The organism is Viridibacillus sp. d25.2 (genome assembly GCF_055456015.2).
Window position 1 is genome coordinate 1732428 of sequence record NZ_CM196652.1, and the last position, 23797, is coordinate 1756224.

Sequence of the window (23797 nt, forward strand, 5' to 3'; positions counted from 1 at the left end):
AAATAGGGAGGCAATACAAATGCAAACAGTACAATTTCAATCATTAGAAATGATGAATTTCAAAGGTATCCAAAGTTTCGATTTAAAGGTTAACGGCAGAGATGCAAAGGTCTTAGGAGACAACGCAACAGGTAAGACAACGGTATTTGATGCATTTAACTGGTTACTGTTCGACAAAGATTCTTCTAATAAGAAAGACTTTGCTATCAAGACTTTAGTAAAGGGCAAAGAAGCTCACAACTTGGAACATGCGGTGGAAGCAACATTAATGGTAGCTAGTGAACCAATCACTCTTCGCAAAGTCTACAAAGAGAAATGGACTAAAAAGCATGGGCAGGCAACACAAGAATTTAGTGGTCATGTTACTGATCATTTTATTGACGAAGTGCCAGTCAGTAAAAAAGAGTACACGGCCAAAGTGAATGAAATCATTCAAGAGGATGTATTCAAGTTGCTTACTTCACCATCATTTTTTAACGAACAATTGAAGTGGCAAGACCGCAGAAGAACGCTGTTAGAGGTATGTGGTGATATTGCAGACGAAGAAGTATTTGAATCAACTCCAGCGCTCAGAGAACTACCGACAATACTTAAAAATAAGTCAGTTGAGGACTACAAAAAGATAGTCGCTAGTAAACGCAAGGCTATCAATGATGAACTTGAAATGATACCAGTACAAATCAAAGAAAATCACAACATGATGCCCGAGCTAACTATTGATGTTGAAGGTTTGAAGTCGCAATTAGTATCAATCGAAACTGAAATTGATGGTCAAAAGCAAATCATCTTTAACATCCAAAACGGCAAGGCGGTCACTGAAAAGGAACGTGATCTACAGCAATTAGAAAATGAAATGTCTCAAACGAAGAGAGATTATGAATTTTCATCACGTGAGGAAGTGTACAAGCTTGGTGCTCGCTTACAAGAAGAACGTGGAAATCTAGCAATCATGAATAAACCAGTGCAACAAGCTGAATACGAATTAAGTATGATGCAGAACACGCTTGAGCAAAACAAACAAGGCATTGCTACATCAGAACAAAATCTACAAACGATGCGAAATGAGTATCTATCTATTGAAGCAAGTAAATTTCAATATGAAGACAAATGCGAATGCCCAACGTGTAAACAATCATTACCAGTTGAACAGGTAGAGGAAGCCCGTAATAAAGCAGAGCAAACATTTAACCTAAATAGATCTAACCGTTTAGGTGAAATAAATCAACGCGGTAAATCACTAGTTCAAAGCAAAGATGAATTAATCGCAACTATCGAAAAGATTGAAACGGATATTGCAAACAAGCATGAAGAAATCGTTGCAAAGAACGCCGATTGCGACAAAAAGAAAGAACTAATAGCGAAACTCGAAGAACAGCTAAAAGCGCAAGAATCAGCTGTGAAAGACGTTTCAGAACTACCTGAATACCAACAAAAGCTATCTCAAAAATCAACATTACAACAAGAAATTCAACAGCTTAAAGAACATGCTTCACAAGCCGTACAAGACGTTCAAAAAGAAATTGATGTACTACAAGGTAAGAAGCAATCAATCAATGCAGGGCTATCACAGCATGCAAATATCAGCACTATTCAAAGCCGTATCACAGATTTAGAACAACGTGAAGAAATGCTGTCTAAAGAGTTCCAAGAGTTAGAAAGACATTTGTTCTTAACTGAAGAGTTCATTCGTGAGAAAGTTCGTATGCTCGAAGATCGTATCAACAGCAAATTCAAATATGCACGATTCAAATTATTTAAAGAACAAGTCAATGGTGGCCTTGAAGAAACATGCGAGACATTGTTCGAAGGTGTTCCTTACAGCTCTGGTCTAAACAATGCTGCCAAGATTAATGTCGGCATCGACATCATTAATACACTTTCAGAACACTACGGCATGAGAGCACCGATATTCGTTGATAACGCAGAAGCCGTTACACAGTTAATTCATAGCGATTCACAAACAATCAGCTTAGTTGTATCAGAGAAGGACAAACAGTTACGTGTAGAAGTACCAGGGATTGAATATAAGGAGGCAATGTAAATGACCATAAAAACAGTGACGTTTGATCCAAATAGTATTTTCTACCGAGAAGATTGTATCGTAATCAAATCGAGCGAAAATCTCGTAATACTTGCATTCCCATTTCATGAAGACACACCGAATTTCCATTTATCTATTGCTGATGCATTCAATTTAAGAAATGCACTTGATGATGTATTGAAACAAAAATTCTTAAATCCACCAATGGAGGTTATCTAATATGACAAACCAAGTAGCGATCATTCAAAAAGACATCACAGACAGCGTTAACAGTAAAATAGGTGAATTACAAAAAGAGGGGTTAGCAATCCCTCCTAACTATAACGCTAGTAATGCTTTAAAATCAGCATTTTTCAAACTGCAAGAAGTTAAAGATAAATCGGGTCGTCCAGCCTTAGAAGTATGTACAAAGGATTCTATTGCTAACTCATTACTAGATATGACAGTACAAGGGTTAAGTCCAGCTAAAACACAATGTTACTTCGTTGTGTATGGCACTCAGTTACAAATGACTCGGTCATATTTTGGTACTCAATCAGTACTTAAACGCTTAAGTAACGTGAAGGATATTTGGGCAAACGTTATTTATAAAGATGATGTATTCGACTATGAAAATTACCATGGACGTGAACGTTTAATAAGTCATAAAACAGCGTTTGAAAACCGTGACAAAGATATTTTAGGTGCTTACGCAATTGTTCAAACAATAGATGACGAAGAAATATTAACGATTATGACAAAAAAAGAAATTGAAGCTTCATGGGGGCAAAGTAAAACATCGCAAACTGTTCATAAAAAATTCCCACAAGAAATGGCAAAACGAACTGTTATCAATCGTGCAGCTAAAGCCTTTATCAATACATCAGACGATAGTGACCTTTTAATAGATTCGGTAAATCGAACAACAGAAAATGAATTTGAACCAACTCGAAAAGATATGGGTGACATTGAAGAAGTTAAGCGAGAAATCAACGAAAAAGCAAACCAAGAAATGATTGATATACCGCAAGCAACAGTCCAAGAAAAAACAAATCAATCAGAGCCGATTGAAGCTGAGTTTGTTGAACAGCAGGATATTTTTAGTGAACCACCTGCAGGAATGCAAACATCAGCAGATGGCCCAGGTTTCTAATGATTGAGATTCAAACTTTAGCGACAGGTAGTAAAGGTAACGCATACGTCATCACTGACGGCGTTACCAAGCTACTCATCGAATGTGGTATTACATTTAAAGCTATTCAAAAGGCTCTTAATTACGACACAAAAGATATTAAGGCATGTTTAATCAGCCATGAACATCAAGATCATTGCAAAGGTCTTAAAGGGGTTTTAACTGCCAGTATTGATTGCTATATGAGCGCAGGAACAAAAGAGGGTATTGGCATCGGTAGTGATCATCACCGTATCAAAACTGTAGAAAACAAAAAGATTTTCACAATCGGCACCTGGACCATATTACCTTTCGATGTCCAACACGATGTAAATGAACCATTCGGATTTTTACTACAAAACCAACAGGGCGATAAATTACTTTTCGCCACAGATACCTATTACATCAAATACAAGTTCCAGGGGTTAACTCATCTAATGATTGAGTGTAACTATTGCCAATCTGTACTGGATGGAAATGTCGAAAACGGAAAGATTCATCCATTCATGAAAAAACGTGTGATGAAATCTCATTTCAGCTTAGAAAATGTATTGGAATTTATGAAAGCTAATGACTTATCAAAAGTACAAGAAATTCACTTGCTGCATCTATCAGACAACAATGCAGATGAACAACTTATACGAAACGAGGTAGCAAAGGCTACTGGAAAGATGATTTTTATACCGTAAGGAGGTCCACGATGGCAGACATTACATGGATCAAACTCAAAACAGATATGTTTGAAAACGACAAAATTAAATTAATTGAAGCCCTTCCTGACGCAGACACAATCATCGTGATATGGGTTAAATTATTAGCAGCCGCAGGGAAGGCAAATGTGAATGGGTACATCATGCTAACTGAAAGTATTGCTATGAATGAGGAAGAAATGGCGACTATTTTTAACAGGCCATTAAACACCGTCAGATTGGCTCTACAGACCTTTAAACGTTACGGAATGATTGAGGTAGACAACGATGCATTCCGCATTAAGAACTGGGAGAATCACCAAAATATCGACGGCATGGAACGTGTTAGAAAACTTAATGCAGAGCGCAATAAAAAGTATCGAGAACGTAAAAAAATGATGGAATTACCTGGACCAAAAACGAATGACGATACACCTAACGTTAGCGTGACGTCACATGACGGTACAGATAAAGAACTAGAACTAGATATAGATTTAGAACTAGAAGTAGATAAAGAACTACAACAACAGAAAGTGGTCGGTGGTGGGTTACCAGATCCTAAATTCGCTGAAATTATAAATCTCTATCAAGGCGACCTTGGGCCATTAACTCCATACAAGTCAGAAGAACTCGGTTATGTATATGACGAACATGGTTATGAACTAACTCTTGAAGCTACAAAGGAAATGTTAAGTGCTCAGGATGTTAATAAGCCTATTAAATACATCGAAAGTATCTTGCTGAAATGGAAGCGTCAAGGTGTTACAGATTTACAAACCTTAAACAACTATCGTAAACGAGGTGAAAACAATGGCAATCTCCATGCGAGAAGTAATGGTCAATCTGCAAGCCAAAACGGAAATGATCCGTTCGCAGGGTATAGCTCCAATTGAGTATGAGTGTGAGAAGTGCAATGACGTTGGTAGCTACATTGTAAAAATGAAGCGTGGTTACTTTATCAAAGGTGTTGAGCAAGAAGAAGAAATCTATCAAGAGTGCGAATGTAGTAAGCAAAAGAAAATTAATCGATTAGTCGCTTCATCTGCCATTACAGACGAGTTTCAGAAGATGGGCTTTGGTAATTATCAAACTGATGGCAAAGACGTTGTCGTGCAGAAAATGAAAGATACAGCCTATCAATACTATGACTCTTTTAATGATATTAGGGAAAGTCGTCAAAATAGCATTGCTTTAATCGGTCAACCTGGTGTCGGTAAAACGCATTTACTAATGGCAGTGGCTAACAACTTGATTACGAGAAAAATGATTCCTGTTATGTATTTTCCTTATGTTGATGTGATTAAAGAAATGCAAGCTAATCAACTTGCTAAAGAACACGTAATAACTGAGAGAGCAAAAAGTGTAGCTGTTTTATTTATAGACGACTTATTTAAACCGTCTGGCAATAAACCACCTTCATCTTGGCAGCAAGAAAAGATGTACGAGATTATCAATCATCGGTATTTAAATTACAAACCGATGCTGATCAGTAGTGAATTAGGTTTTGGTGAGTTGGTCACAATCAACGAAGCGCTAGGTAGTCGATTATTCGAAATGTGTGAAGGGTATGCCGAGCATGTACAAAAAGATGTTCGATTGAATCATCGGACACGGAAGATATTTGGAGGGAAATGAGAATGAGCAAACAAATGAGTCGAACAGAATTTCATGAGTTTTACCCAAAAAGTTTGGGTGCGAAAATGATCATTACTGGTTTAGCTACATTGGTGGAGGATGAAATGAAAACACCTCATGAAGCAATAGAAATCGCTAGATTATGTGGCCAAGAAACATTCCATGCTTTACTTGAACTGAAAAATGAGGTGTCTAAATGAGCGAGAAAACAATGAAACCAACATACATGGGATTTGACGGACAAACACCATACAGCGTTATCGGATGGTTTGTAGATGGTGTGATTAAGTATAAAACGGTTTGTTATGAGGCAGAAGAACACAATGATGTATTAGCTATGTATCACAACAAAATCGGCTTATACGGTAAGCGTGACGGTTATACGGTGCAATATTTTAATGTTGAGGAGCGTGTGGCGTGATGAAAAAATGGACAGTTTCAGTTGATGAAGAGATTTGGAACAACAATGAATTTTTCGAATCTAAAGAAGAGGCAATTAAGTATGGCAAAGAACGTTATGAAGAAATGATTGAAGAGACAGGTTGGGACCAGGAAGGTATATATCAAGCTGTAATATTTGTTGGTCAAGTTGAGGTTTTTACACCTAGCGTTCAAGTAGACGACATTATCGAAGTAGCACAAGAACAGGCATACGATCATGGCGGAGAATATGCAGAAGGCTATTTGAATGATGTTAGTGGTGCAGCAATAAGAGATTTGGAGAATTTGATGAATAACACTCTTTTAGAATGGATTGAAAAACATAAAGTGAAAACTAATTTCTATCAAATAGTAAATGTTGAAGAAATCAATTTCCCTTTGCCGAAGGTAGAAAAAATATGACCACAAAACAAATCAAACGCCAACATGTAATTAATGAATTGCGAAAATTAGGAATTATCGAAATCAAAGGCGATCCAATTGAGTTGCTAGATTACGAGGTTATTCGTAGCGCTTTGGTGGTTAAGCGTGCGGTGGAGAGTTGATGGTAGAAGAATGTTGTGTAATAGAAGGATGGTGCAAAACACATATGGCAAATTCTATGTACTCAGAAGAACGTTTATTAAGTGAAATAAAATATTCAAAAATGGAATCAAAGGAACTTGCTGAAATTTGCTTAAAACATATTAGCCTTTATAAAAAACGTAAAAACAGAGCAAAGGAAATGATTAAAGATATTTCAGAACGTGTTCTTTCAGGTTATCCTATCACGATTAAACAAAAAATGATTCTAGTTCAAGAGGTCGCGAAAATAGAAGGTTCTACAAGAAAGGGGAAATAATAGTGGGTGAAATAACAACAACAATGAAAGATACATTAATTCGTATTCATGGTGAATTACCAAAAAACATTGAACATGAAGCACGTGCATGCATGATAAATACTTTGTTAGGAGAAAGTTTTTGTGGAACCTTTAAGCATACTTACGATTATCGTAGTGAAGCTTTACAGTTCGTTAAACATTTAGAAACAACATATGACGTTCCAGTAGTGGAAAACAAGAAAGAAAAGTATTTTATGTTTAATACAAATTCAATGCTGATTGATTCAATATACTATGGCATTTCAGCTAAATTACACTATTTAGAATAATGTGCATCACGACCATAAAGCAAAGAGGAGGACTAACCATGAACATGAAAAGAAACGGTATTTTAGTCGACAATCCTGCAGCGAGAGTTAAACGAACAAGAGTGAATCATCGGAAACAAGTAGAAGTTCGAAAATATAAAAAGTATTCAACGTGGAGAAAGTTTGAGAACGGATTGATTGCTTGGACTTCAACTCCTCATACATTCAAGAATCGCAGGCAACTTCTTAATGATGGATGGGTATTACAAGAGGTTTGGGAAATGAAACAGGCGATTTATGAAGCGCAAATTAGTTAGGGGTGGAGTTATGGAATCAGACTTTGTAAAGTATCCTATTCCTGAACAAAAAGGGTACTACGCAGATAAGCGAGGGAATATCTATTCACGTTGGATAAACAAAGGGAAAAACGGATTAGTGATTGGTGATGATTTCAAAAGATTACGTTGTTCCGTTAGTAAGTCAGGTTATATAGGTGTCACTTTCAGAAGAAATGAAAAGAGAATTTTGGTGCACAGACTGATTTATCAAATGTTTAAAGGAGAAATACCAGAAGGAGTGGTAGTTCGGCATTTGAATGACAATCCTTCTGACAATCGCATAGAAAACCTAGAAATAGGCACCCAATCAGATAACATGAAGGATTGCGTAAGAAACGGACATCATAAAACAAACCGTAAAATTAAGACAGAAGATCAAGTGAAGATAATAGAGTTAAAGAAGAATCACACTTGGAAAGAAGTTGCATTGATTTTCGGAGTCAACGAGAAAACCGTGAGAAACCATGCTGCTGAATTCAAAGAAAGAAGGAGAGTTAAATTTGAATACTTCAAATCTTATAGGACGCCTAACAAAAGAGGTTGAGTTACGACATACTGCAACTGGTGTAGCTACAACAAGATTTACTTTAGCTGTTAACAGACCATTTAAATCACAGGACGGCGAACAACAAGCTGATTTCATTAACTGTATTGCTTGGCGAAAACAAGCTGAGAACATTGCCAAACATTTAAGCAAGGGTTCATTAGTTGGCGTTACAGGAAGGATACAAACAGGTTCTTATGAAGGAACAAATGGACGTGTATACACAACTGAGGTTGTTGCAGATAGCGTTCAGTTTTTAGAGCCTAGAGGGTCGCAGGACAGCTCAAACGGACAAAGTAATGCAAATACTCAAACGCAACAGCAAAACTCGTCACAGGGGCAATATGGAACGAATAACCAACAGCAAACACGAGTTGAAGAAGATCCGTTTGCTAATAATGCAGGGCCGATTGAGGTTGATGATTCAGATTTGCCGTTTTAAGGTAGGGTGTTGTTTAAGAATATCGTGCAGTATTTTTTTGAAAAGAGTAACCAAAATCAATTGACTATTTCATTTAAAATGATACCATTTGATTAAGGTAACTTTAATCAAAAAGGGGCAGATTGTATGACGTTATTAAAAATGACAAAAACAAAGCTGAAAGAGATGTACATTCAAAAGTTATATGAAATAGAGACACTATTGTACTCGCTAGAAGAGCAAAGTATTCCAGTAACAACTGAACTCATCTTTAACTCAAATTACTTAGAAAGTCGTTCGCATAAAAATCCGAATGATTTTGGTCATAAGTCTATGAAAAAAGAGAACTACGCATTAGATATTGAAAAATTTCAGTCTTTTATAGATGTACTTGAAAAAATAAAACAAGAATATGAAAAAAGTAACCAAAATCAAAAGGGTTTTGAAGACTCAGAAAAAAGTAACTCAATTCAAAAAGAGATTGAAAAGAGTAACCAAATTCAAACTCAACGTGGTGGTAAAAGAGTTGGTGCTGGGCGTAAAGCGTTTGGGATAACTAAAAAAGTTTCATTAACTCTTACTGAAGATGATTGGAGTGAAATTGAAAACTTAATTAAAGATGGATCTAACCAATCAAAGGTTTTAAGAAGCCTTATAGAAAAGGGATTGAAAAGTTAAAGTTACTGCAATTCGAACATTAAGTGAAACAGAAAAGGAGAATGAAAATGACAAACAAATATTTCGAGGTACGAGATCCTTATTACGCACTTATTAAAGCTGAAAATGAAGTTGTTGCAAAAAATTTTTACGTGAAAGCGGTTAGTGATTTTGAAGGCGTAAATCCATTCGAACAGATTAAAGAAGTACCTGCTGATTATGCGATTGTAAGAACTAGTCGTGTGTTAGGTGAAGATGGTCAAGAGCTTATGCCGATAGATGAAGTTTTAGAAATGCTAAGAAGTGATGAAGCAACGGTGCTAATCTTTGATGGCTCATTGTAAAAATTAAATGAACAGGGGCATCTTCTTATGAAAATAGGGCATTACGTTGGAACGGGGCTTCTACCATATGGAATGCGGTAAGCAAGATAATGATCGTATTAAATTACGGAATCTTGAAATTAAAGAAAATACAGCTTGGTTAAAAGACCACAATCGAAAGATAAATGAACAGCTAAAACAGGAGGACAAACTATGAATCTAAAAAAATTATTCGAGGCACAGAGAGAGCTTGATGCTTATATTGAACAGCAACATCCAGTACAACCAGGCGAGGACAGATTGAGTAAAAAGATTCTAGCTCTGTTAGTTGAATTAGGCGAATGCGCTAATGAATTTAGAGGATTCAAATTTTGGAGTAATGACCAGGAGCCGAGAAGGAGAATATACGGAACAAGCAGACTTGTAGTAGTTAAAGAACCACTCTTAGAAGAATACGTCGATTGCCTTCATTTTATTTTGAGTATTGGGAATGACCTTAATGCAGTTTCAACAGCTTTAAATTTCTTCAATAAGTTTTCTGCAGATGAAAACGTCGATGTATTAAAACAATTCACTGACGTATATGAAGCTGTTGCTGTGTTCTCGTTAAATAATTGGAGTGTAGGCAATTATAGCAAAGCTTTAATAACTATTTTGCAATTAGGTCACAAACTAGGCTTCTCAGAAACCCGAATCGAACAAGCCTACTGGGAAAAATACGAGATCAATAAGCAACGTCAACAAAACGGTTACTGAGGTGAGATGATATGGAACTAACGCACGACGAACGTGAAGGAATGATTGATACGCTCGAAGTTTTTGGAAAGTATCCTCGGGGTGTTTACGAAAACTTTTGCGATGAGCGTTTGACAGAGGAATATAACCGAACAGTGGGGGTAGTGGTTTGAGAAGAGCAATCAGAACTACTCCAAAAAGCAAATCACACGCTAATCGTGGTGCACACCTTGAAAGATTAGTTGATATGACTAATATGCAATATAGACGACAACATAAAGCTGATATTCGAAAAGTACCTACGCCGATTAAAATAATGAGTGTTAAAGGTAATCGAGTGAATGGTGTTAAGCAAAAGGCTGAATGGGTTGATTATGTTGGGATTTATGAAGGACAAACTATCATTTTTGATGCTAAAGAAACAGCTTTAGAGAGTTTTCCACTTAAAAATATACACAAACATCAATACGAATTGTTACAGTCATGGCATTCACAAGATGCAAAATCATTTATACTAATCAGTTTTTCTAAGAAACAATATGAAACATTCCTATTATGGTTTAGTGATTTATATTGGTGGTGGAATAGAGCTGAAAAAGGTGCAAGAAAGTCAATTCCATATGCCTGGATTAAAGAGCAATGCCGACAAGTAAAATCGAAAGATGGTTATGTACTGGATTATTTAGATTCCTTAAAGGGGTGATTAAATGAGTGGATGGCATGAAAAACGTTGCCGAAAAGTCGTTAAAGCATATACAGAGTTCGGATTGAAGAAAAAAATAAAGGACAATGAAACCCACGGGTGGAAGCAACTCGGAGAAATTAAAACAGAGAACTCCAACAGTGGAGCATACGCAGCTTTGATGGAGATGGAAATAGAAAGAAAGGTGAAACACGCATGAATACCACTTCAAACGTGGTCACCTTATTAAAAACTATAGTGGAAACTCAAAAGACGGTTCGCACAAACCGTCTTGTCCCATTAATAAAACAACTTACTAAATTATACGCACGACAAAACGAAAAGATTCACTCTCAACAAAAAACAATTGATGATTTAAATAAAAGATTTCAACGAGCGCAAACGAAGGCAGATAAACGATTAAAACGACTGAATGAACTGGAGGGAAAATGATGGCTAAAGAACCTTATTACATTCTTTTTACGGATGATGAACAGGATGTTAATTTAGATTTTAAACTATCCCAAGTGAAGACATTTGATAAGATGTGGCAGGAAGGTCACTCCGTAGCAACAATAGCCTTTAAAATCAAAAGAAAGAAAGTAGAAATAGCTTTGTTGGCAATGGATAGAGAAATGTTAGGTGCTATCAAACCACGTACTGGAGGATTGAACGGATCCATACCATTTGTAAATCCAAATACTAAAATAGTTGTGGGGGCATGACTTTTGAGATTAAAAGAATTAGAAATTGATAGCGAAAACAACCTTATTCTTGATATAATGGAAATACCTAAAAGTTGTGTGATAGTAGTTTGTGAAGGAAAAGCAAAACTTGCTGAATTACCTCCATTCGCTGAAACAAAGATCTATACGCACCAAGGGAAAGTACAGCGAGTTAAGTGGGATGAGGGGGAAGTGTTTTGAATTTGGAAGAAATTATGTTGAGTTTAGAGGGATTTATGAAAGACTACGGATTGCCGATTATTCAATCTTTGATTAGTCCAATCATTGCAGGAACTTTAGTGTGGTGGTTGACGAATAGAAAAGCTAATAAGGCTGAAGTAAACAATTTATTACGCCAAAAAAATGAGATAAAGAACTCCCTTGAATCAATTGTAAATCATATAAAATCAATGAATCGTAAATTGGAATATGGTACTGAATTATCAAAAGCTATTGAAGAGATGAAAAATGGTTATTTCGATGAATACAAGACAGAATTTCAAACTGACAATGAATATCTCTGTCTAGAAGAATATAAAAAATATCGTATAATAAACTCTAAGGAAATTTCGGAATTAAAAAAATACGTTGAAGACGAATATCATAGATTTAAAACTCTTTCAATTAATTTACTCCCTCCCGACATTCATAAAGAGGTCAATAAGATTGCAATTAGAAATTATGCTCAATTAGATACTTTGGAATACGAAGAACTAATTAAAAAATTAAAATAATTAGTCCCACCAGCAAACTGGAGGACAACATTTGATAACGGTTAAATCCGTGTCATTTGTTGTCCTCTTTTTTATTTATCTAGGAGGCGATATACATGCAAAGTGAACTTCAAATAAAATGGGTCTCACGTGCTTCAGAAATCGAGAATGCAAGAACGGGGATTAATACTAATGAAAAGAAGAAAGAACGTCTCACGAAGCAAGAGATAGAGGAATTGATGGGTGTACACGGACCACGTTATGAAAAACGCGGTAGAGTTATACGACAGAAGTAGGGGTGGAATTTATGGCCAAGAAAGATTTTGCTTTTGAATATAAACATATGCAAATTATTAAACATGCAATGCAACACTATCTGCAACGTGAAGGTGCCAGCTCTCAAGATTTAGTCTCAGAGAACGCATTACTTAACCGAGTTGAAAATTACATCAAGGAACAATTTCCTTTTATACGAAAATAGATTGGAGTGATAGCTTTGCTACTTGCTGATACTGTAAACAAAGTAAATGAAATGATTAAAGATTATATGATGATGAAAAGAGAAGTCGATAGATTAGAACAAATAATTTTTGGTTATTCCGTACCTATGATTAACTGGGGGGTTGCTCAATACGGAATGGATGCAGCAATGCCTAAAGGTTCAAGTGGAAAGAGTCAAGCCGAATTAAAGCAAATGGATCTTCGTGAACGTAAGCAACATAATCGACTTTTGATACTTCGAGCCCAAGTAACGATATTGGAAAGTTATACTGATAGTTTTTCAGATTTACCGACAAATATAATTTATGATCGTTTACTTGACGGATGGACTTATAGAACAATTGCTGAAGAATTGAATGTAGGAGTTACTTATGTGAAAGAGCGTAAACACCATATTATTGATGTAATTGTAAGCGCACGAAAAGCACAAAACGCACAAAACGCACAAAACGACTACTTTTTGCAACTAGATAAAAACGTAGTGTAAACTGGGAGGTAGGTCGGCGCGTTGAATCTCTCTTGACGGGTGGAATACATCGGGCATGTGGGACATGTACGAAAAACCACCCTGAAAGATGTAAAAAGACCGACCGACCCAAGAAGACAATTTCTTAAACTTATACTTCGCTAAAATGGAGTACATTCTGCCTTTAAAACCTATTCTTAAATGAGTGGGTTTTTTAGATTATCTTTTTATTGTAATATTAAGATATCTAAGGAGGGGTATTATGAAAAGAGATATGGAATTAGTGAGAGAACTGTTAATCCTGATTGAAGAAAATACAAATCCTGGAGAATTAATAGTTCCTGGGAATATGGATAGAATAACAGTGGCGGGGCATTTGAAAATTATGGATCAAGCAGGATTAGTAGAAAATCGTACTAGATGGGCTTCTGATGAACCATTTTGGATAAATGCAGGATTGACTTGGGAAGGTCATGATTACTTAGATGCAATCAGGAATGATACAGTATGGAATAACGTGAAAGTGAAAACAAAAGAAAAAGGTTTACAACTTGCTGAGTTATCATTTGGTATATTAAAAGATTACGCCAAATCAGAAGTGAAAAACTTATTAGGATTACAATAGTCTGTTTAGCATCCTTCGGGATGTTTTTTATTTTACTCTGACACAAACGAATGCCTAGCTAACCAAAACCCTTATTGGATGGCGTTCGTTTGCGTGAGAGTGAAATATATCGATTATCAAATATGTAATATACTTGCTTTTCGTAATTGCTTATAGTGGTTGTGGGAGGTGAGAAGATGATATTTAGCTATGAAGATTTTAAAAAAAATGCCCAAGATCGCACTATGTATAAATTCAATCAATTCAATAAACTAGTGACTTTTCTTGAAGAACTGTATGACGTTGAACAATTGAAAGGTTTATATTACAGAAACTATCCAACTGATAAACCAAAACAGCTTATCTTTTTTTGGCCTACTAGTATATTAACTGTTGATTTAACAGAAGAAGGCTACAAATTCGAAGAAATTAAAGGTGAAGTAGTGAAAAAAGATTTGATAATAAGCAAACATTCATATAGAAAGACAAATTTAGTGCTATCTTTTGGCAATGGAGAATCACTGACATTTGATAATATTGAAGATTCAAACGCTGATTGGTGTGAAGATTATTCAATTGATATTAAAGAAATCTATAAAATGGTATAAATAATTTTTAAGCATCCTTATGGGTGCTTTTTATTTTGATTAAATTAAGCAGTTAGCATAATGAGGTGAGGCCATTGATTGAGAAGAAGTTAAATCCTAAGCAACGTGCCTTTGCGGATTATTATATTGAGTTAGGAAACGCTGAGGAAGCCGCATTAAAGGCTGGTTACAGTAAAGCTTATGCGAGAGGTAAAGCTTACACACTGTTGGCAAATGTCGGCATTAAAACGTATATAGAGCAACGTATGGAAGAATTACAGTCGGAACGTATTGCAGACCAGACAGAAGTGTTGCAGTACCTAACAAGCGTTATGCGTGGGGAAATAGAGGACGAGCAGTTGTTAGTTGTTGGTGATGGTGACTTCGGCTCTAGCGTGGAAAAGCACAATAAAGTTGCAGATACATCTAATCGAACAAAGGCTGCTGAATTACTTGGTAAGCGTTATAGCATGTGGACTGATAAAGTGAAACATGAAGGAGCTATTCCGATTGTAATTGAGGATGATGTAAGTGAGTAATGTAAAACGCATATCGCTTCAGAAAACGATTGGTAAAGGTTACGCAGATTTTTGGAATTTTAAAGGCCGTTATCGAGTGTGTAAAGGCTCTCGTGCTTCTAAAAAGTCTAAAACAACTGCAATTTACTACATTACTCAACTCATGAAACATCCTAAAGCGAACTTATTGATTATACGCAAGACTTTTCGGACACTAAAGGATTCTTGTTTTGCTGAGTTACAATGGGCTGTATCAGCGCTAGGTGTAGAAGAACATTGGCAAGTGAAAGAATCACCTTTAGAAATGACCTATTTACCTACAGGGCAGAAAATATACTTCCGTGGTCTAGATGATCCGTTAAAAGTAACGTCCATTACAGTTAAAAATGGCGTACTTTGTTGGATGTGGATTGAAGAGGCATACGAAATTCTTAGTGAAGATGACTTTAATATGTTGGATGAATCAATACGTGGTACAGCGCCGGAAGGTTTATTCAAACAAATAACGCTTACTTTAAACCCGTGGAATGAAAAACACTGGATAAAGAAGCGTTTTTTTGATGCTGAAAATGACAGGGATATCTTAGCAAAGACAACCAACTACCTATGTAACGAGTTCTTGGATGATGCGGATAAGCGTGTATTTGAACGTATGAAGCGTGACAACCCAAGACGTTATCAAGTAGCTGGTCTAGGTGATTGGGGTATCGTAGACGGTCTTGTGTTCGAAAATTGGGAAGAGAAAGTATTTGATAAAAATAGTATATTGCAACGTTCAACTGCTAAAACAGCATTCGGACTCGACTTCGGTTACACAAATGACCCAACAGCATTCTTTGCCGGTATTGTTGATGAAGTAGCAAAAGAAATTTATGTATTCGATGAGATTTATAAAGAAGGCATGAGCAATCAAATGATTTACAACGAGGTTGAACGTAAGGGGTTCAAAAAGGAACGAATACGTGCCGATAGTGCGGAGCCAAAGAGTATAGACGATTTATATAACTTTGGATTGCAGAATGTTAGACGTGCTCGAAAAGGCCCTGACAGTATCAATAATGGAATCCAAACAATTCAAGATTTCAAAATCATTATCCATCCATCATGTGTAAACTTTTTAACGGAGATTACAAACTACACTTGGGCACAGGATAAATTCGGTAAGAAATTAAATAAGCCAGTTGATGACTTTAACCATTTGATGGATGCTATGCGTTATGCGTTAGAGGACATCAAAGGAGACACATTCAGCTTTGATTAGAGAGGTGATAACATGAGCTATTTCCCATTTCAAGGGGCTAAAACAGAAACAGACAGACTCAACGAAATCGTTGCAGATGGTGCTAAAAAGATAATTAGTAACCTGCAAATACTAGAAAATGAAATTAAGAAGTTTAAAGCATCTTCAAAGCTTCAATGGATGTTAACAGGTGAACAGTATTACGAAGGCGAGCAAGATATCTTAAAGCGCAGACGCATGGTGATAGGTGATGGTGGGAGACTAGAGGAAGCCACGAACCTTCCTAACAACAAACGGCTAGACAATCAATATTCAATTTTAGTTGACCAAAAAGTTAACTATCTATTAGCTAAGTCGTTAACTATTGAATCGAAAAATGAACAATATCAAAAGATGCTACAGGAAGTATTGAACAAACGATTCCACCGTACTTTAAGAAATTTAGGTCTAGACTCATTAAACGGCGGTATTGCATGGCTGTATATCTATTACAATGAGCGGAGTGAGTTGGCATTTAAACGATTTCCTCCTAATGAAATATTACCGATTTGGAAAGATGCTGATCATACTGAATTAGAATCCGTTTTGCGAATATACATTGTCAGTTCCTATGAAGGTGATAAAGAAGTTATTACCGAAAAGGTTGAGCATTACACTGTCGAAGGAATTGAACGATTTGTGTGGGAAAATAACCGACTTATACCTGATGTTGAGCTAGGTGAAACCGCAGCATATGTAACTACTGAAGACAACGAAGGGAATGCAATCAGTCTTAACTGGGAACGCGTACCACTAGTACCTTTCAAATATAATCACAAAGAAATACCACTTATTAAACGAGTTAAGAGCTTACAGGATGGTGTCAATGAAATCCTTTCAGACTTCGATAACAACATGAAGGAAGATGCTCGTAATACTATTCTAGTGCTTCATAATTACGATGGTACTAATCTAGGTGAGTTTAGACGTAACCTTTCACAGCTTGGTGTAGTTAAAGTTCGTTCAGCTGATGGAAGTAAGGGTGGAGTTGATACGCTGACAGTTGAAGTTAATTCAACTAATTACGAATCCATACTCACTTTATTCAAGAAAGCTTTGATTCAAAATGGTCGTGGGTACGATGCTAAAGACGATCGTATGGGTAACAATCCAAATCAAATGAATATCCAGTCTATGTATTTGGATATTGACCTTGATGCTAATGGGATTGAAACCGAATACCAGGCAAGTTTTGAAGATTTGTTGTGGTTCGTCAATAAACATCTTGTGAACACAAAAAAAGGTGATTATGAGGGTGAGCAAGTAGATATCATCTTCAACCGCGACATACTCATCAATGAAACAGAAGCAATAGATAACGTAGTTAAATCAATGCCAATTCTGTCTGACGAAACACTAGTGGCCCAGCATCCATGGACTAAGAACGTTCAACTTGAACTTGATCGCAAGAAAAAGGAACGTGAGCAAGAACAGAAAGAATTTGACTCATATAATGGCAACTTTCCTGGACAATCGGGTGGTGTTGTAGATGTCAAAGAGTAGGGAGTACTGGCAAAAGCGGTTCGAACTATTGTTAGAGTCTCAACTTGACGAGAGTGAAGACTATTTAAAAGGTCTTGAAGAAGTCTACCGTTATATTTTGGATGAAATCGAAAAGGATGTTCTTAAGTGGTATTCACGCTTTGCTAAGAACAATGAAATATCATTAGCTGAAGGTAGACGATTACTTAGTTCTGATGAGTTAAGAGAGTTTCATTGGGATGTAAATAGGTACATCGAAATTGGAGAACAGAATGCAGTGAATGGTTCTTGGATGAGGCAACTTGAAAATGCATCTTCTCGTGTCCACATAAGCCGTTTAGAGTCTTTAAAGCTTCAGCTACAACAACAAGTGGAAGTACTGTATGGACAGCAAATTGAAGGCGTAGAACGCTTGATGCAAGAAACATATCAAGGCGCTTATTATCAAACAGCATTCGAGATCCAGCGAGGATTTAATGTTGGTTTCAGTATGCAAACGTTTGATAACAGGCAATTACAACAAGTCATATCAAAGCCTTGGACTACTGATGGATTAACCTTTAGCGATAAGATTTGGAAAAACAAAAATGAACTAGTGCAAACACTACAAACTGAACTTACACGGTCAATTGTTCGTGGAGAATCACCAGATAGGATGATTTCATTCATTCAAAAGAAAATGAAATCATCAAAAGATAACGCCGCGCGGTTAGTAATGACTGAATCGGCTTTTTTTGCGTCTGCAGCTCAAAAGGACACATTTAAAGAGTTAGATGTTGAACAATATGAGATTGTTGCAACATTGGATGGCAAGACAAGCTCTATTTGCCAGGACCTTGATGGTATGGTGTTTCTGATGAAAGATTATGAGGGAGGTATAACAGCGCCCCCTTTCCATCCTTGGTGTAGGACTGTAACAGTGCCTTACTTTGATGATGATTTTGGTTCTCGTATAGCAAGAGGTTTAGACGGCAAGACGTATTATGTACCATCGAATATGACTTATAAACAGTGGTATAAACAATTCGTGGTTGATAAGCACGGTCAAGAGTATGTGGAAGTCTTGCAGAAGAAAGACGCGAATTTATCAAGCGATAAAAATCAGTATGAAAAATATAAAAAGATTTTCGGTAAAGAGTTGGGTGCAAAAAGCTTTGTTGAGTTTCAAGATTTGAAGTATACTAATGGTAATAAGTGGGATGCTTTAAAAGTACAAAAGAAGACTACTTTAAACTCACTAGATTATCGCGATTCTTTTTATGGCATTTTCGGGAATAAAGAAGTTAGAGAATGGTATATATCACATGATAAAAATATAGTGAATAAACTAGACAAAACTAAAAGTATTAAAGAGCAAGCTATCCAAGCACATTCATTGAGAAACAAATATAGAACTGAAGCACGCTTGATGATGAGTGATAGAGCAGGGGCTGAAAACTTAAATGAAACTCGCCCGAATCAAACACTAGAAGAACTGTTAGCTCACAAGAAAAACAAGTACGGTCTTAGCGAAATGGAAGCATATAAGGATATAATTAGGAGCTCGCAAACTACAAACAAGAAAGTTAATAAATCTTTGGGATTGGAGGAATGAACATGATTGAATACAACATATGTAATCAAGCAGATGAAAATATCTTTGAAAAACAATGTCTAGCGTTGGAAAAGAACATTCCAGAGATAGTTAAACAAGATTTAGTAGTTGATGTTGATAACAGTAAAATCCAAAATTATAAACTTGGTACCTCTTTAGTAACAGTCTGCAATGATTATTATGAGAATGCAGTATATGTGAAATCTGAAATAGACTTAGAACAGTTTTTTGATTAAGCACTTCCAACCGATTTGGTAGGGAGTGCTTTTTATTATGCTCAAATTTCGTCTTTTTCGCTCTCGCAGACGTTAAAGAACGGGTTGCAATACCTATCGTGTCGTTACACGCAAAAAACGAATTAGGAGGATGTAGATATGAAAAAAGAAGATTTAGTCGCATTAGGTTTAACAGAAGAACAAGCAGATAAAGTAGTTGCAGGTTACGGAGCAATGATTCCTAAAACTCGCTTTGATGAAATAAACACTGCAAAAAAACAACTCGAAACCGATTTAACCTCACGAGATCAACAGCTTGAGGAATTGAAGAAAGTTGATGCTGCAGGACTACAAGTAAAAATCACAGAGCTTCAAACAGCTAATACAGAAGCTAAAAAGGCGTATGAAAAGCAACTGAAGGATGTACAGTTGTCGAGCGCCATTAAATTAGCACTGACTGGTAATGCTCAGGATGCTGAAATTGTTGCAGGAATTTTAGATAAATCAAAAATTGAGCTAGATGAAAATGGTTTTATCAAAGGCGGATTAGACGATCAGTTGAAAACACTGAAAGATTCTAAACCGTTTTTGTTTGTTTCCGAAAAGCAAGAATCACCACCAGGCTTTAAAGGTTTTACTCCTGCTGATGGTACTGGTGGAGGTAGTAACCATATTGATATTGGTACGAATTTCGCGAAAATGGCAAACGAAAAAGTTGCAAATAGTAATAACGAAAATAATCCGTGGGGATAAAAGGAGGAAATTATTATGCCATATGTAACAGCTTCGAAAACGGCAGATCGTATTAATTTTTTAGCATCTTCAAAAGCACAAGCATTCACTTATCAAGTTAGTGATGTAGGTGTAACAGCAGACGCAAATGGTAAGAAGATTGTAAAGGCGGGTACTATTCTTCCTGCGAATGATGCAACTGCAAAAGGAATTCTTTACACAGATGTAGACGTAACAAATGGACCACAACCAGGTTCTTTAATTATAGAAGCATACATTCTTGAAGCGCGTCTACACACTGCACCTATTGCAGCAGCAAAAACAGCTTTAACAAAAATCACATTTCGCTAATAGCGAAAATTAGGAGGTAATTGAATATGCCAGATGTATTAGAATTATTCAAATCAGAAACAGTTCTTAATTATTTAAAAGAACGCCAAGTAAAACCACTTCTAGGTGAAACATTATTCCCGGAAGTAAAACATGACACATTAGATTTTAGCTACCTAGTGGGGGCTAGTTCATTGCCTGTTGTAGCATCTGTGCATGCATTTGATACAGAGGCTGAAATCGGCTCTCGTGAAGCTTCAAAACAAGCGTTAGAAGCTGCTTACGTCAAACGAAAAATGCAGATCACTGAAAAGGATTTGATGGCATTACAATTCCCACGTAATGTCGGCGAACAAACATATCTGACAGGTCGAGTATTTAATGATATCGATACTTTAGTTGCTGGTGTTAAAGCGCGTGTTGAATTAATGCGTATGGAGGCTTTAACTACAGGAAAAGTTACATTAAATGAAAACGACTTAAATATGTCTGTTAATTATCATGTACCAACTGAACATCAGGAATCATTATCAGGTACAGCTTTATGGACTGCCGACACGGCAGATGTTATCGGTGATTTAGAACGTTGGCAGGACTCATTAGATGAAAAGGCTACTCGTGCTTTAACATCAACTAAAATTCTTACTCAAATCTTACGTAACTCAAAAATCATTGGCTACTTATTTGGGAAAGATTCAGGTCGTATTCCAACTCGTGCGGATCTAAACGCATTCTTGCTGCAACACGACTTGCCAACAATCGCAGTTTACGATTCTAAGTACCGTAAGCAAAATGCAAATGGTACTTATACGACTAGCCGTTATTTTGGTGAAAATAAATTCGTAATGTTTGGTGATAGCACTCTTGGCGAAACACTTTACGGCCCGACACCAGAAGAAAGTCGGATGATACGAGAAGGTGCAGAAGTATCGAATGTAGACAAAGTAATTGCAATGGTTTATGAGGAAGGTAAAGATCCAATCTCTACTTGGACTAAAGCGGCAGCTACCGCAATTCCGTCATTCCCGGAAGCAAATAACGTATTCCAAGCTCAACCGATTGCATAAGAAAGGGTGAATCGAAATGACGAAACAATTACAAGTTAAAATTCAAAATAGTATTTTCCCTATTCGTATTAATGAAGCTCGTTACCACAATGGTGATGAGCTTATTGTAGATGAAAAGGACTTATCAAATAATGTGATGGAAATCATTCAAGTGTTTGAAGTTCAAACGCCACAAGATCCACCGTTAAATCAAAATGGAGATAGTGGTAATGATGGGCACGATGATGAATTAGAAGCATTGAAAGAAAAAGCCAGTGAATTAAAAATCAAAGGCTATACCAAAATGACGGTTGAAGAATTACAAGCCGCTATCAATGAGAAACTTGCTACAGAAAGTGAGTGATCGCTATGTTAGAAGAGGTTAAAGAGCGATTAAGAGCCATTGGTCTTTCAGTGACGATGGAAGAAGATTTTTTATTAGGTTTCATCATCGATAAAGTGACTAGCCATATAAATACACAAACAAATCTTAGTAATATCCCAGTTCCACTACACCATATAGCTATTGATATGTGTGTAGGGGAATTTCTACTTATGAAAAAGAGTATGGGACAACTTATCATTGAAACTCTTGATTTTGGACTGATTGCAAAGACTGTTCAAGATGGAGATACGACGGTTACTTATGCAATTGATGATAATAACTTGACGGCGGAAGCTCAATTTGATGCATTCATAAGTTACTTAAGGCATGAGGGTTTTGATTATATAGCTTACAGGGTGATTAAATGGTGAATGCTAGAAGGCGTGCTGTTGAGTCACTGTACAAAGGTGAATGCACAGTAAAAGAGAAACAAAGCATTAAGGATCCTATTACACACATAACAAGTACCAAAGAAGTTTCAGTTCTCGAAAATCAAAAGTGTAAGCTATCCTACGAAAAGCAAACGTCATCAACCAAAACAACTGCACCAGCCATCATTGCGCAAACAACAAAGTTATTTATTGCACCTGAGATAGAAGTTAAGCCAGGTTCAAAAATCATTGTCACTCAAAATGGCCGTACCATTGAGTATAGTCGAAGTGGAGAGCCTGCCATATATATGGATCATCAAGAAATTGCGCTTGAGCTATTTAAGGGGTATGCGTAATGGCTAGATGGGGCAATGTGGATTATCAACAGTTACAAAGACTCGCAAAGAAGATGGAAAAGCTTGAACGGGGTGAGTTTAATAAGTTCTGTGAGGCTGCCGCAAAGGAATTAGCTGCACGTTTATTAGCAAAAGTAATTAAGCGTACACCAGTTGGTAACTATGACGATGGACAAGTCGGTGGTACATTAAGGCGTGGATGGACAGCTAAAACATCTGCTGAAGCTGAAAATGGTGGCAAATCTAATGTGAAAGAGTATGCAGAATCGTTAAATATCGTTAGGCATGGTGACGTATACGAAATTGAAATCATTAACCCAATTGATTATGCATCTTATGTTGAGTACGGACACCGTACATCCAATCACAAAGGATGGGTAAAAGGTCAATTTATGATGACTATTAGTGCTGATGAAGTCGATGCTCAGGCACCGCAGATTGTAGAAAAGAAATTAATGAAGTTTCTTGGGGAGGTATTCGATGCAGATTAATGACGTAGTAACAGCTATTGCTATTAAGCTGCACGATACGTTTGGAGATAACTACACAATCTATACAGAATCGATTGAGCAAGGCTTTCAGGAGCCTGCTTTTTTTATTGCTCTTTTAGAACCGAATCTTAAACAGGTTATAGGTAACAGGTATCACAAGACTATCCCATTTGATATACATTACTTCGGTAAAGGTAATATGGACGCTCATATCACCGCTGACAAGCTTATGTGTGATATGGAATATATCCAGTGTTTAAATGGTGATCTACTGCGTGGTACAAAAATGAGAGCTAACTTTATCGATGATGTAATGCACTTTTTTGTTAATTACAACATGCACGTATACAAAGAAAAAGAAGCTATTCCAATGATGGAAGAGTTAACAATCCAAAGTCATGTAAAAGGAGAGGATGCTTGATGGCCGAACAAAAGCCAACAGTAAAGACTACGAAAACCGCTGAACCAACTTTTTCGAAACAACAGCTAGTTAAGAGTCGTAGATACGCAATGCATCGAGATGTTATTAGTGCTTTGCTAAATGATGAAGAACGATATACATTCGCAGAAGTCGATAAGAAAATTAATGTATTTCTGAAAGGTGAGGTGAAGTAA

45 protein-coding genes are annotated in these 23797 nt (G+C 36.6%); all 45 read left to right on the forward strand.

All coding sequences use genetic code 11. The features are described from left to right. Positions 1 to 19: 19 nt before the first annotated feature. The 45 genes from ACZLO7_RS08615 (at position 20) to ACZLO7_RS08835 (ending at position 23797) form a co-directional block, all read left to right on the forward strand. Positions 20 to 2041 (forward strand): AAA family ATPase, encoded by a 2022-nt coding sequence (locus ACZLO7_RS08615; RefSeq protein ID WP_464938907.1) that lies wholly within the window; start codon positions 20 to 22, stop codon positions 2039 to 2041. Next, positions 2042 to 2260: a hypothetical protein gene (locus ACZLO7_RS08620; protein WP_464938909.1), complete on the forward strand. Its 219-nt coding sequence runs from the start codon at positions 2042 to 2044 to the stop codon at positions 2258 to 2260. 1 nt (position 2261) lies between these two features. Then, on the forward strand, positions 2262 to 3173 hold the full coding sequence (locus ACZLO7_RS08625; protein ID WP_464938910.1) for a recombinase RecT: 912 nt from the start codon (positions 2262 to 2264) through the stop codon (positions 3171 to 3173). Further along, positions 3173 to 3880: an MBL fold metallo-hydrolase gene (locus ACZLO7_RS08630; RefSeq protein WP_464938911.1), complete on the forward strand. Its 708-nt coding sequence runs from the start codon at positions 3173 to 3175 to the stop codon at positions 3878 to 3880. Before ACZLO7_RS08625 ends, ACZLO7_RS08630 begins: the two co-directional genes overlap by 1 nt. A gap of 11 nt (positions 3881 to 3891) precedes the next feature. Beyond that, positions 3892 to 4773: a putative phage replisome organizer gene (locus tag ACZLO7_RS08635; RefSeq protein ID WP_464938912.1), complete on the forward strand. Its 882-nt coding sequence runs from the start codon at positions 3892 to 3894 to the stop codon at positions 4771 to 4773. Continuing rightward, entirely contained in the window at positions 4691 to 5515 is an 825-nt protein-coding gene (locus ACZLO7_RS08640) for an ATP-binding protein (protein WP_464938913.1), read from the forward strand. The genes ACZLO7_RS08635 and ACZLO7_RS08640 overlap by 83 nt, the downstream gene beginning before the upstream one ends. Positions 5516 to 5517: 2 nt before the next feature. Beyond that, positions 5518 to 5715 (forward strand): hypothetical protein, encoded by a 198-nt coding sequence (locus ACZLO7_RS08645; RefSeq protein WP_464938914.1) that lies wholly within the window; start codon positions 5518 to 5520, stop codon positions 5713 to 5715. Further along, positions 5712 to 5936, forward strand: a complete 225-nt coding sequence (locus ACZLO7_RS08650) for a hypothetical protein (RefSeq protein WP_464938915.1) — start codon at positions 5712 to 5714, stop codon at positions 5934 to 5936. The genes ACZLO7_RS08645 and ACZLO7_RS08650 overlap by 4 nt, the downstream gene beginning before the upstream one ends. Next, positions 5933 to 6358 carry a hypothetical protein gene (locus tag ACZLO7_RS08655; RefSeq protein ID WP_464938916.1) on the forward strand — a complete coding sequence of 142 codons (426 nt, stop codon included), beginning with the start codon at positions 5933 to 5935 and terminating at the stop codon, positions 6356 to 6358. The genes ACZLO7_RS08650 and ACZLO7_RS08655 overlap by 4 nt, the downstream gene beginning before the upstream one ends. Beyond that, positions 6355 to 6501 (forward strand): SUI1 family translation initiation factor, encoded by a 147-nt coding sequence (locus tag ACZLO7_RS08660; RefSeq protein WP_340707104.1) that lies wholly within the window; start codon positions 6355 to 6357, stop codon positions 6499 to 6501. The genes ACZLO7_RS08655 and ACZLO7_RS08660 overlap by 4 nt, the downstream gene beginning before the upstream one ends. Beyond that, entirely contained in the window at positions 6501 to 6797 is a 297-nt protein-coding gene (locus ACZLO7_RS08665) for a hypothetical protein (protein WP_464938917.1), read from the forward strand. The genes ACZLO7_RS08660 and ACZLO7_RS08665 overlap by 1 nt, the downstream gene beginning before the upstream one ends. A 2-nt stretch (positions 6798 to 6799) precedes the next feature. Further along, positions 6800 to 7108: a hypothetical protein gene (locus ACZLO7_RS08670; protein WP_464938918.1), complete on the forward strand. Its 309-nt coding sequence runs from the start codon at positions 6800 to 6802 to the stop codon at positions 7106 to 7108. Positions 7109 to 7146: 38 nt separating this feature from the next. Continuing rightward, the gene (locus ACZLO7_RS08675; RefSeq protein ID WP_464938919.1) at positions 7147 to 7404 is read left to right on the forward strand and encodes a hypothetical protein; all 258 of its coding nucleotides are present in this window, start codon (positions 7147 to 7149) and stop codon (positions 7402 to 7404) included. A gap of 10 nt (positions 7405 to 7414) precedes the next feature. After that, positions 7415 to 7969: an HNH endonuclease signature motif containing protein gene (locus ACZLO7_RS08680; protein ID WP_464938920.1), complete on the forward strand. Its 555-nt coding sequence runs from the start codon at positions 7415 to 7417 to the stop codon at positions 7967 to 7969. Next, positions 7890 to 8411, forward strand: a complete 522-nt coding sequence (ssb, locus tag ACZLO7_RS08685; protein WP_464938921.1) for a single-stranded DNA-binding protein — start codon at positions 7890 to 7892, stop codon at positions 8409 to 8411. Before ACZLO7_RS08680 ends, ssb begins: the two co-directional genes overlap by 80 nt. Before the next feature lie 126 nt (positions 8412 to 8537). Beyond that, positions 8538 to 9068 (forward strand): CopG family transcriptional regulator, encoded by a 531-nt coding sequence (locus tag ACZLO7_RS08690; protein ID WP_464938922.1) that lies wholly within the window; start codon positions 8538 to 8540, stop codon positions 9066 to 9068. A gap of 47 nt (positions 9069 to 9115) precedes the next feature. Then, entirely contained in the window at positions 9116 to 9391 is a 276-nt protein-coding gene (locus ACZLO7_RS08695) for a YosH family protein (RefSeq protein ID WP_464938923.1), read from the forward strand. Between the two features lie 67 nt (positions 9392 to 9458). Next, positions 9459 to 9587, forward strand: coding sequence for a hypothetical protein (locus ACZLO7_RS08700; RefSeq protein WP_464938924.1), 129 nt, complete (start codon positions 9459 to 9461; stop codon positions 9585 to 9587). Then, the gene (locus ACZLO7_RS08705; protein ID WP_464938925.1) at positions 9584 to 10126 is read left to right on the forward strand and encodes a dUTP diphosphatase; all 543 of its coding nucleotides are present in this window, start codon (positions 9584 to 9586) and stop codon (positions 10124 to 10126) included. The genes ACZLO7_RS08700 and ACZLO7_RS08705 overlap by 4 nt, the downstream gene beginning before the upstream one ends. Positions 10127 to 10137: 11 nt before the next feature. Beyond that, entirely contained in the window at positions 10138 to 10278 is a 141-nt protein-coding gene (locus ACZLO7_RS08710) for a hypothetical protein (protein WP_430354745.1), read from the forward strand. Then, a complete protein-coding gene (locus tag ACZLO7_RS08715; RefSeq protein WP_464938927.1) occupies positions 10275 to 10808 on the forward strand; it encodes a Holliday junction resolvase RecU in 534 nt (177 codons plus the stop codon). Before ACZLO7_RS08710 ends, ACZLO7_RS08715 begins: the two co-directional genes overlap by 4 nt. A gap of 4 nt (positions 10809 to 10812) precedes the next feature. Further along, positions 10813 to 11007 (forward strand): hypothetical protein, encoded by a 195-nt coding sequence (locus ACZLO7_RS08720; RefSeq protein WP_464938928.1) that lies wholly within the window; start codon positions 10813 to 10815, stop codon positions 11005 to 11007. Next, a complete protein-coding gene (locus ACZLO7_RS08725) occupies positions 11004 to 11240 on the forward strand; it encodes a hypothetical protein (RefSeq protein WP_464938929.1) in 237 nt (78 codons plus the stop codon). Before ACZLO7_RS08720 ends, ACZLO7_RS08725 begins: the two co-directional genes overlap by 4 nt. After that, on the forward strand, positions 11237 to 11512 hold the full coding sequence (locus tag ACZLO7_RS08730) for a hypothetical protein (protein WP_511261401.1): 276 nt from the start codon (positions 11237 to 11239) through the stop codon (positions 11510 to 11512). The genes ACZLO7_RS08725 and ACZLO7_RS08730 overlap by 4 nt, the downstream gene beginning before the upstream one ends. A 3-nt stretch (positions 11513 to 11515) precedes the next feature. Next, entirely contained in the window at positions 11516 to 11713 is a 198-nt protein-coding gene (locus ACZLO7_RS08735; RefSeq protein WP_464938931.1) for an XtrA/YqaO family protein, read from the forward strand. Next, a complete protein-coding gene (locus ACZLO7_RS08740; protein ID WP_464938932.1) occupies positions 11710 to 12246 on the forward strand; it encodes a hypothetical protein in 537 nt (178 codons plus the stop codon). The genes ACZLO7_RS08735 and ACZLO7_RS08740 overlap by 4 nt, the downstream gene beginning before the upstream one ends. Before the next feature lie 95 nt (positions 12247 to 12341). Further along, the gene (locus ACZLO7_RS08745; RefSeq protein ID WP_464938933.1) at positions 12342 to 12521 is read left to right on the forward strand and encodes a hypothetical protein; all 180 of its coding nucleotides are present in this window, start codon (positions 12342 to 12344) and stop codon (positions 12519 to 12521) included. Positions 12522 to 12532: 11 nt separating this feature from the next. Further along, complete coding sequence (locus ACZLO7_RS08750) at positions 12533 to 12706, forward strand: hypothetical protein (RefSeq protein ID WP_464938934.1); 174 nt, start codon at positions 12533 to 12535, stop codon at positions 12704 to 12706. 15 nt (positions 12707 to 12721) lie between these two features. Next, complete coding sequence (locus ACZLO7_RS08755; protein WP_464938935.1) at positions 12722 to 13213, forward strand: sigma-70 family RNA polymerase sigma factor; 492 nt, start codon at positions 12722 to 12724, stop codon at positions 13211 to 13213. A gap of 241 nt (positions 13214 to 13454) precedes the next feature. Beyond that, the gene (locus tag ACZLO7_RS08760; RefSeq protein WP_464938936.1) at positions 13455 to 13817 is read left to right on the forward strand and encodes a DUF2513 domain-containing protein; all 363 of its coding nucleotides are present in this window, start codon (positions 13455 to 13457) and stop codon (positions 13815 to 13817) included. Between the two features lie 176 nt (positions 13818 to 13993). Next, positions 13994 to 14404 (forward strand): hypothetical protein, encoded by a 411-nt coding sequence (locus ACZLO7_RS08765; protein ID WP_464938937.1) that lies wholly within the window; start codon positions 13994 to 13996, stop codon positions 14402 to 14404. 74 nt (positions 14405 to 14478) lie between these two features. Continuing rightward, positions 14479 to 14922 (forward strand): terminase small subunit, encoded by a 444-nt coding sequence (locus tag ACZLO7_RS08770; RefSeq protein ID WP_464938938.1) that lies wholly within the window; start codon positions 14479 to 14481, stop codon positions 14920 to 14922. After that, a complete protein-coding gene (locus ACZLO7_RS08775) occupies positions 14915 to 16162 on the forward strand; it encodes a PBSX family phage terminase large subunit (RefSeq protein ID WP_464938939.1) in 1248 nt (415 codons plus the stop codon). Before ACZLO7_RS08770 ends, ACZLO7_RS08775 begins: the two co-directional genes overlap by 8 nt. 12 nt (positions 16163 to 16174) lie before the next feature. After that, on the forward strand, positions 16175 to 17683 hold the full coding sequence (locus ACZLO7_RS08780; protein WP_464938940.1) for a phage portal protein: 1509 nt from the start codon (positions 16175 to 16177) through the stop codon (positions 17681 to 17683). Next, positions 17670 to 19256 carry a minor capsid protein gene (locus ACZLO7_RS08785; RefSeq protein ID WP_464938941.1) on the forward strand — a complete coding sequence of 529 codons (1587 nt, stop codon included), beginning with the start codon at positions 17670 to 17672 and terminating at the stop codon, positions 19254 to 19256. The genes ACZLO7_RS08780 and ACZLO7_RS08785 overlap by 14 nt, the downstream gene beginning before the upstream one ends. Before the next feature lie 2 nt (positions 19257 to 19258). Next, positions 19259 to 19492, forward strand: a complete 234-nt coding sequence (locus tag ACZLO7_RS08790; protein ID WP_427752048.1) for a hypothetical protein — start codon at positions 19259 to 19261, stop codon at positions 19490 to 19492. Between the two features lie 138 nt (positions 19493 to 19630). Beyond that, the gene (locus ACZLO7_RS08795; protein ID WP_464938942.1) at positions 19631 to 20224 is read left to right on the forward strand and encodes a phage scaffolding protein; all 594 of its coding nucleotides are present in this window, start codon (positions 19631 to 19633) and stop codon (positions 20222 to 20224) included. Between the two features lie 15 nt (positions 20225 to 20239). Next, on the forward strand, positions 20240 to 20554 hold the full coding sequence (locus ACZLO7_RS08800) for a hypothetical protein (RefSeq protein ID WP_464938943.1): 315 nt from the start codon (positions 20240 to 20242) through the stop codon (positions 20552 to 20554). A gap of 26 nt (positions 20555 to 20580) precedes the next feature. Then, positions 20581 to 21600, forward strand: coding sequence for a major capsid protein (locus ACZLO7_RS08805; protein WP_464938944.1), 1020 nt, complete (start codon positions 20581 to 20583; stop codon positions 21598 to 21600). 16 nt (positions 21601 to 21616) lie between these two features. Beyond that, on the forward strand, positions 21617 to 21943 hold the full coding sequence (locus ACZLO7_RS08810; RefSeq protein WP_464938945.1) for a Rho termination factor N-terminal domain-containing protein: 327 nt from the start codon (positions 21617 to 21619) through the stop codon (positions 21941 to 21943). Positions 21944 to 21948: 5 nt separating this feature from the next. After that, positions 21949 to 22335 carry a hypothetical protein gene (locus tag ACZLO7_RS08815; protein ID WP_464938946.1) on the forward strand — a complete coding sequence of 129 codons (387 nt, stop codon included), beginning with the start codon at positions 21949 to 21951 and terminating at the stop codon, positions 22333 to 22335. Next, complete coding sequence (locus ACZLO7_RS08820; protein ID WP_511261402.1) at positions 22329 to 22691, forward strand: hypothetical protein; 363 nt, start codon at positions 22329 to 22331, stop codon at positions 22689 to 22691. Before ACZLO7_RS08815 ends, ACZLO7_RS08820 begins: the two co-directional genes overlap by 7 nt. Then, the gene (locus ACZLO7_RS08825) at positions 22691 to 23182 is read left to right on the forward strand and encodes an HK97 gp10 family phage protein (RefSeq protein WP_464938948.1); all 492 of its coding nucleotides are present in this window, start codon (positions 22691 to 22693) and stop codon (positions 23180 to 23182) included. Before ACZLO7_RS08820 ends, ACZLO7_RS08825 begins: the two co-directional genes overlap by 1 nt. After that, a complete protein-coding gene (locus ACZLO7_RS08830) occupies positions 23172 to 23603 on the forward strand; it encodes a phage tail terminator family protein (protein ID WP_464938949.1) in 432 nt (143 codons plus the stop codon). The genes ACZLO7_RS08825 and ACZLO7_RS08830 overlap by 11 nt, the downstream gene beginning before the upstream one ends. Beyond that, a complete protein-coding gene (locus ACZLO7_RS08835) occupies positions 23603 to 23797 on the forward strand; it encodes a hypothetical protein (protein ID WP_464938950.1) in 195 nt (64 codons plus the stop codon). The genes ACZLO7_RS08830 and ACZLO7_RS08835 overlap by 1 nt, the downstream gene beginning before the upstream one ends.